Origin of the sequence: Runella limosa DSM 17973 (genome assembly GCF_000482465.1) — a bacterium.
GTDB classification, from domain to species: Bacteria; Bacteroidota; Bacteroidia; order Cytophagales; family Spirosomataceae; genus Runella; species Runella limosa.
Genome location: NZ_AXVJ01000062.1, coordinates 62,795 through 69,608, shown reverse-complemented (window position 1 = coordinate 69,608; position 6,814 = coordinate 62,795). Strand labels below are relative to the sequence as shown.

At 42.0% G+C, this 6,814-nt stretch carries 7 protein-coding genes and 1 pseudogene; 5 read left to right on the top strand and 3 right to left on the bottom strand.

Going from position 1 to position 6,814, the window contains the following annotated elements:
* Positions 1-263 (top strand): annotated as a pseudogene (locus K339_RS37680) (IS110 family transposase); the annotation flags it as partial.
* A 329-nt stretch (positions 264-592) separates the two neighbouring features.
* Here K339_RS37680 and K339_RS0107255 read toward each other — a convergent pair.
* Together K339_RS0107255 and K339_RS0107250 are read right to left on the bottom strand one after the other, a co-directional pair.
* A complete protein-coding gene (locus K339_RS0107255) occupies positions 593-1,321 on the bottom strand; it encodes a hypothetical protein (protein ID WP_028523017.1) in 729 nt (242 codons plus the stop codon).
* Between the two features lie 215 nt (positions 1,322-1,536).
* Positions 1,537-2,259 (bottom strand): hypothetical protein, encoded by a 723-nt coding sequence (locus K339_RS0107250; protein ID WP_028523016.1) that lies wholly within the window; start codon positions 2,257-2,259, stop codon positions 1,537-1,539.
* A 341-nt stretch (positions 2,260-2,600) separates the two neighbouring features.
* Between K339_RS0107250 and K339_RS0107245 the strand changes: the two genes are divergently transcribed.
* Genes K339_RS0107245 through K339_RS0107235 form a run of 3 tightly spaced genes read left to right on the top strand, consistent with a single transcriptional unit; the run spans position 2,601 to position 4,582 of the window.
* A complete protein-coding gene (locus tag K339_RS0107245) occupies positions 2,601-3,737 on the top strand; it encodes a hypothetical protein (RefSeq protein WP_157607508.1) in 1,137 nt (378 codons plus the stop codon).
* Positions 3,738-3,758: 21 nt separating this feature from the next.
* On the top strand, positions 3,759-4,175 hold the full coding sequence (locus K339_RS0107240; protein WP_028523014.1) for a DUF1801 domain-containing protein: 417 nt from the start codon (positions 3,759-3,761) through the stop codon (positions 4,173-4,175).
* A 38-nt stretch (positions 4,176-4,213) separates the two neighbouring features.
* Positions 4,214-4,582, top strand: coding sequence for a DUF1304 domain-containing protein (locus K339_RS0107235; protein WP_028523013.1), 369 nt, complete (start codon positions 4,214-4,216; stop codon positions 4,580-4,582).
* 122 nt (positions 4,583-4,704) lie between these two features.
* On the opposite strand, the gene K339_RS0107230 is transcribed toward K339_RS0107235, so the two are convergent.
* Entirely contained in the window at positions 4,705-5,628 is a 924-nt protein-coding gene (locus K339_RS0107230) for a 2-hydroxyacid dehydrogenase (protein ID WP_028523012.1), read from the bottom strand.
* 93 nt (positions 5,629-5,721) lie between these two features.
* Here K339_RS0107230 and pdxA point away from each other — a divergent pair, with 93 nt between their 5' ends.
* Positions 5,722-6,807, top strand: a complete 1,086-nt coding sequence (gene pdxA, locus K339_RS0107225) for a 4-hydroxythreonine-4-phosphate dehydrogenase PdxA (protein ID WP_028523011.1) — start codon at positions 5,722-5,724, stop codon at positions 6,805-6,807.
* Positions 6,808-6,814: the final 7 nt, after the last annotated feature.

Genomic DNA, 6,814 nt, shown 5'->3' with positions numbered 1-6,814 from the left:
CTTCCCTAAAAAGTAGAGGCAGATTAGTTAACACTGCTTGCAAACAACTCAGGTCTATTCTCTTTTGTGCAGCTCAATCAGCAGCCAAATTTAACTTGGATTGTAAAGAACTTTATACAAGACTACTGGCTAAAGGGAAATCCAAAAAAGCCGCTAAAATGGCTGTTGCCCACAAATTGATTAGACAGGCTTTCGCTATCGTCAAAAACAATGCTGTATTTCAAAATGACTTTCAGGCTAGCAAAATTGCGCTCGCAAAATAATAGTTGCCTTGTGCTTTGTTTTTTAACACAGTTCATAATACACCAAGCATGAATTCGCAAGCCTTTTTCTTTTTGGCAATACCGAAGGCTCTCTAAAACAATATCGACGTAGGTGCTTCGAGTAAACACATCCGCCCATTGGACTGTCGCAAAAGTTATGAAATATAGCCCTTCTGGATTTTGTATTCTACGCGCAAATGCCATTGATTTTTACGGTTATTTGGTTGATATTCTACTTTGGTCGGGCCGTCACAGACGGCTATTTATTTGGGGTACGCAGTGTTCATAGAACACTACGCACAACTGGGGAAAATTCGGGTTTTCATAAATTAGGAGTTTAAAAATGTAATGGTACGCGGGCTAATGTCTTCAAACTTCCAACCCTCGGTAAGACCTGCGGTCTCCAACGCTTCTTTGAGCGGTTCACTTATTACTTTGAATAGTTCGCCACAAATGAAATAATCGTAATGTTTAGAAAATACAAAGTTTTTGATATTCAGCCGTTTTCTGTCTTTATTTAGTGCAATCCATCTAAAATTAAAACTTTCTTTCTCATGTATTTGTAATTCTTGTGCAGTAATTGTCATACTTTCACCTTCTATTTGATAATTACACTTTTCGTAGAGAATTGGTATTTCTTCGCCCAACTGAAAAATGTAATAATCCAATTTTTGGCCTTTGTACATCAGCTTGGCAGGGTAAAACCTATGCCGAGGGAGATTGAAAGCAGCGATAGTTTCTTTGAACTGTTCTGATACTAAAAAGCAAGAACTTATTGTGTAATGACCGACAACAAAATCATAGGCATTGAGTTTTATCCAATCGAATTTTTTTTTTCGTTCGCCATACAATTCCTTCAACACAAAATAATCAAAGACAGGTACATCGTCAATAAGAGATCTATAGTTGGTGGATTTTTCGATGGACTGCTTAAAAAAATTCTTCGTATCACCGCCATCAGGGATAAACTCTGCGCCTTGCATTTCGGGGGATAAATAGGCAGAAGGATAAATTTTTTGCCCAGGTCTTATTTCAGAACTTAATTTATAAAATTTCATTGGCAATTGATAGTTAATAAATTGAGAGGATTACCATTTACGCCAGTGGCAGGTGTTACCGATAGCGCGAGGCTCTGCCTCCTGATAATTATCGAAAGGCTTCTAGCCTTTTTGTTGACTTAGCTAGGCTGGAAGACTCTTAATACACGCCTCGGACGGTAGCCTACATAGACGGCAGCAGCCCCTGCTAAAAGTAAAATTCGGGTTTTCATAAATTAGGAGTTTAAAAATGTAATGGTGCGCGGGCTGATGTCTTCAAACTTCCATCCCTCGGTAAGCCCTGCGGCTTCTAATGCTTCTTTGAGCGGTTCGCTCACTACTTTGAATAATTCCCGACTGATGAAATAATCGTGGTATCTATCCAAAACAAAATCGTGAATATCTAATACAGAACCCTTATCAAAAAAAATTACCCTTTTATCAAAGTAGTCCTCTTCACTATGAATACCAAGTTCGGCTGCTGTTTGTACGATGCCACTGTTCCTATCAGCATAAGCGCATTTTTCAAAAGCTATTTTGGTTTCTTCGCCCAACTGAAAAACATAGTAATCAAATTTTTCGCCTTTGTACATCAGTTTAGCAGGGTAAAACTTATGCCGAGGAAGATTGAAAATTGATATTGTTTCTTTAAATCTTTCGGATACCAAAAAACCCCCTCCAAGCGCAAAGACACCATACATGTCTAATCGTATCCAATCAAACTTTTTACGGGAATAGCCATCACCTAATATAAAATAATCAAAAACAGGAGTGTTCTCAACAATATGATAATCCTGTATTGTTTTTTCAATAGGAATGTAATTCACGTCACCTTCGTTTGAACCATACGCCATGTATTCCGCGCCTACCATTCCTTTGGGTAAATAAGCCCCTGGAAATACTTTGCGTTTTGGATCATTGTCTCGACAAATACCGTTTACAATTTTATAAAATTTCATAGACAACTAAGTTTTATTTGACCACTATGATGTCCAATATTGTCTTTAAGAGCTAACATCATAATGCCGTTTTCTTCACCCCTAAAATTAAATTTATGGCTGTTTTGTTCGCCCCAATATAACAATTCTTTTAGGTTTGGGACAAAACTTGCACCATTCAAAAGATTTCGAGATAGTACATGATGCAAGGTACACCACACCACTGAGGGTAGAGTTCACATGCCCCGCCTTCCCGTTTGTAGAGCCAAAACAACATTTCGATTCCCTTACGTAACAACTGATAAAGTCAGGTCATCCTTCTTCTTCAAAGCCTATAGTTTTGCTGAAAAAAAAGTATGCAAATGAAAAAGCTTCTCATAACCACTACGCTTGCTCTGTCGGCTGGTTTGCTAAACTCCCAAACTGTCTTTGCCCAAAAATTTTTACAAAAAATCAAAGAAAAGGCGCAAGCTGCGACCGAAAGTTTGAATGGCTCATCGTCGTCTCGTCCAACCAAAGCTCTGTACGAAAAACAACAAGCCGACGCCGCTAAAACTATACTAGAAGGAAAAACCATCACCAAAGACCCCTACGGCCTCGGTGGCATTTATTACACGCGAGAGCTATTTGTTTGTGGTAGTGAAACCAACAATCTTGACAAAGCTATTGGGAAATTTTTGGTCACTTTTGAAAAAGAAACCAACGCCGTAAAGCTCAAGCTCACGCCAAGCTATGAAGCCGAAGGGGTTTCTAGTCTGGTATTGGGTAGAAACGACTATCCTGCTGACTTAGTGTTGAAGGTCAGTTCTGCCATTAAACAACCCCGTTTTGACGCAGCACTCAGCCATGGCACCTATTATGGATTCTATGCCAAACACACTTTGGTGGAAAACGGGACAGTAGTCAAAGATACCAAAGAAACATTGCGCGATTGCTCGGTCATGCACATCGTGCTTATTGAGCCTGGAGTCTTGTTGATGACGAATGGAAGTGGGCTTTATTACATACCAAAAGGAGGACGTACCCCCGAGGATATTGCCAAAGAAAAACTAGACCCCGTGGCGGTACTATATACCAAAGAAAAAGAAAGCAAAGCCAAAAGCTTAACCGACGAGCAGTTGTATGACCTACTCGTTACCCATCAAAAGGCATTTCAAAAACGGTATGATTTACAAATTGATGGGCAAAAAGAAGCATTCCCTGAAATCGATGCTGCCAATGCGCCCTCATTCAGTGGAAACAGCAAAAGCACGAGCACAAACAAAGATAAACCCGCAAAAGCTGTTGAAAAAACAATTAGAATTGAATTGCAAAACTTAACTTCGGAGGATGTATATTACACTGTCAATGGAATGAGTAAAATGCTGCAACGCATTGGCAGCAAATTCATTACAGGAATCGTTGTCAAACCTGGCGTCACCATTGTCACTAAAAATGGCAGGCTTATTGCTACCATTACCGAAAGTACCAAACCAAGTACTCGTTTTAAAATTGAATAAGCACTAACTTTTTTTACTCCCATGGCCCAAAACAAAACTACCGAAACCAACGCCAGTGTTGGCGACTTTTTAAACGCAGTAAAAGACGAAACCAAACGCACCGATAGCTTTAAACTCGTCGGACTGTTTGAATCAATTACGGGCTCACCTGCCAAACTTTGGGGGCCAAGCATCGTTGGTTTTGGTAGTTATCATTACAAATACGAAAGTGGACGTGAAGGAGAAGCCCCTTTGGTCGCTTTTTCTCCACGGGCTGCTGCGCTTACGGTCTATTTTTCTTCATCTTTTGACCAGCGCGAAGAGCTTTTATCTCAGCTTGGCAAATACAAAACCGAAAAAGGCTGCATTTATATCAAAAGACTCAGCGATGTCAACTTAGATGTATTGGAGGAGCTAATTATCAAACAAATTGAGCACACGCAGCAACTTTACAACTAAATCTGTTTAGATTTGTGAGAAGCAAAAACAATATGTTCATGCAAATTCTTGCCAAAATCGCCATCGTTCTTGTTGCAGTAGAGCACCTTTACATTCTATATCTTGAAATGTTTGCTTGGGAAACCCTCGGCAAAAAGACCTTCAAAGGTTCATTGCCCGACGAACTCTTCAAACCTACCAAAACGCTAGCCGCCAACCAAGGGCTTTACAACGGTTTTTTAGCCGCAGGGCTTTTGTGGAGCCTAACCGTTTCGGAGCCCGAATGGAGCAGCAAAATCGCCATTTTCTTCCTGTCGTGTGTCATTGTAGCAGGTGCCTACGGGGCCTTCAGTGCCAGCAAAAAAATATGGTTTGTGCAAGGTTTGCCCGCACTTATCGCCCTTGGTCTCGTACTTTGGTCACACTAAACAGGTGAATTAATTGTAAGTAATTAAGCAGAATTAGTCGAGACTTTCCAAGTTTATAACTCTTCTGATTATCAATAGTATGAGCCTAAAACTTGGAAAGTCTATTATTGCACAAATACTTATTAAATATTCTGAATTTGCTTCATCAATGCTTCATTGATTTTTATGTAGCTTTCTTGTGTCCAGCCTGCCACGTGTGGCGTAAGAATGACACGATTAGAAGCCCGTAAATAATCAAAGGCGGTCTGTTGGGCAGGGGTAAACGTTTTCAATTTTTCATTTTCTAATACGTCCAAACAAGCCCCCCGAATTTTTCCACTTTCCAAGCCTCTCACAACGGCTTCGGTATCCACGATTTCGCCCCGTGCCACATTCATTAAAAAAAACGGGCGGGCTACGCTTGCGATAAATTCGTCGTTTACCCAGTGCCTAGTTTCTTCCGTCAGCGGTACGTGAAAGCTAATTACGTCGGCTTGGTTCATAATCTCGTTGAGGGTTGCTTCTTGCGCGTGGTCGTTGCCGTAGTTGGTCAAATACTTATCGTAAGCCAGCACACGACAGCCAAATCCGCTTAACCGCTGGGCCGTAGCAGTGCCGTTGAAACCAAAACCAATCAAGCCCACGGTTTTTCCCATCAGTTCAATCCCACGGTTTCCTTCTCGGTCCCAAATCCCCTGGCGCACCTCGCGGTCGGCTTTTACCACATTGGCAAACAACCCCAACAGCATTCCAAGTGCGTGTTCGGCTACGGCATCACGATTACCTTCATTCGCCGCAAAAACCTGAATATTCCGCCTTGCGGCAGCATCCAAATCAATTAGGTCAAGCCCCGCCCCTGCCCTTGCGATAAAACGCAATTTGGATGCTTTTTCTAAAATTTCTTCGTCGATGTATGTTTTACTTCTAATGACTAACCCTTCGTATTTGGCAAGGTTTTCGAGAATGTCGGCGCGTTTGAAAGTAGGTTCATAACAAAAAGATACGCCAAGCGTATTGAGCATATCGAAGAGGGACGGATGAATGTCGTCGGCAATTAAAATCGTCATATCAAAATGTCAGCGTGAGTCTGGTTACAAAAATAGTGCGCTTTATTCGTAAATTGCGGCACATTGCACAAATCTCATTTATTATTTTGAATCATGAGTGAATTACTTTCTGATAAACCTGTCATTGGAATTACGTTAGGAGACTACAATGGTATTGGCCCCGAAGTCATTCTTAAAGTATTACATGGCAACCAACTTAATCGTATTTGTACGCCTGTCGTATATGGTTCGATGCGCATCTTGAATCGTTATCGTAATCAACTCGAAATGAAGGATTGGAACCTATTTGGGGCGCAAAAAATCGACCTGATAAACCCCAAAATGACCAACGTGATTACGTGTTGGCAAGATCCACAAGAGGATATTCAGCCTGGGAAAGTAACTCCCGAAGCGGGCAAAGGAGCCTATGAGTCGCTCAAACGCGCCGTTGAAGACATGAAAGAAGGCCACCTCGACGCGATTGTCACGGCGCCTATCAACAAAAATAATATCCAAAACGACGAATTTAACTTCCCTGGGCATACCGAGTACCTTGCCGAAGCGTTTGGCGTAAAAGAGCCTTTAATGTTTATGGTGAGTGATATTTTGCGGGTGGGCGTTGTTACTGGGCATATTCCTCTGGGCAAAATCGCCGAAAATATTACCAAGGAAAAAATTATGGTACGCCTGCAAGCCATGTTAAAATCGCTGCGGGTGGATTTTGGCATCCGCAAACCCCGCATTGCGGTGCTTGGGCTCAATCCCCACGCGGGTGAGGGCGGTTTGCTTGGCAGCGAAGAAAACGAGATTATTGAACCCCTCATCAAAGAAATACGCGCCAAAGGGCAGTTGGTTTACGGCCCCTATCCCGCCGATGGTTTTTTTGCGGCGCAGTCGTACCGTAAGTACGATGCCGTGTTGGCCATGTATCACGACCAAGGCTTAACGCCCTTCAAAACGATTGCTTTCAACGATGGCGTCAATTTTACGGCAGGTTTGCCCATCGTTCGTACCTCGCCCGACCACGGTACGGCTTACGATATTGCGGGAAAAAACATAGCCGACGAAACATCAATGCGGCAGGCAATTTTTACGGCGATTGATGTCGTCCGTCAACGCAAAGAACAAGCCGAACTAGAAAAGAATGCCTTGAAAAAGAATCCTGTAGTAGAAAAAATGACTTCGCAGGAAGAGAAATAGTTTTGAA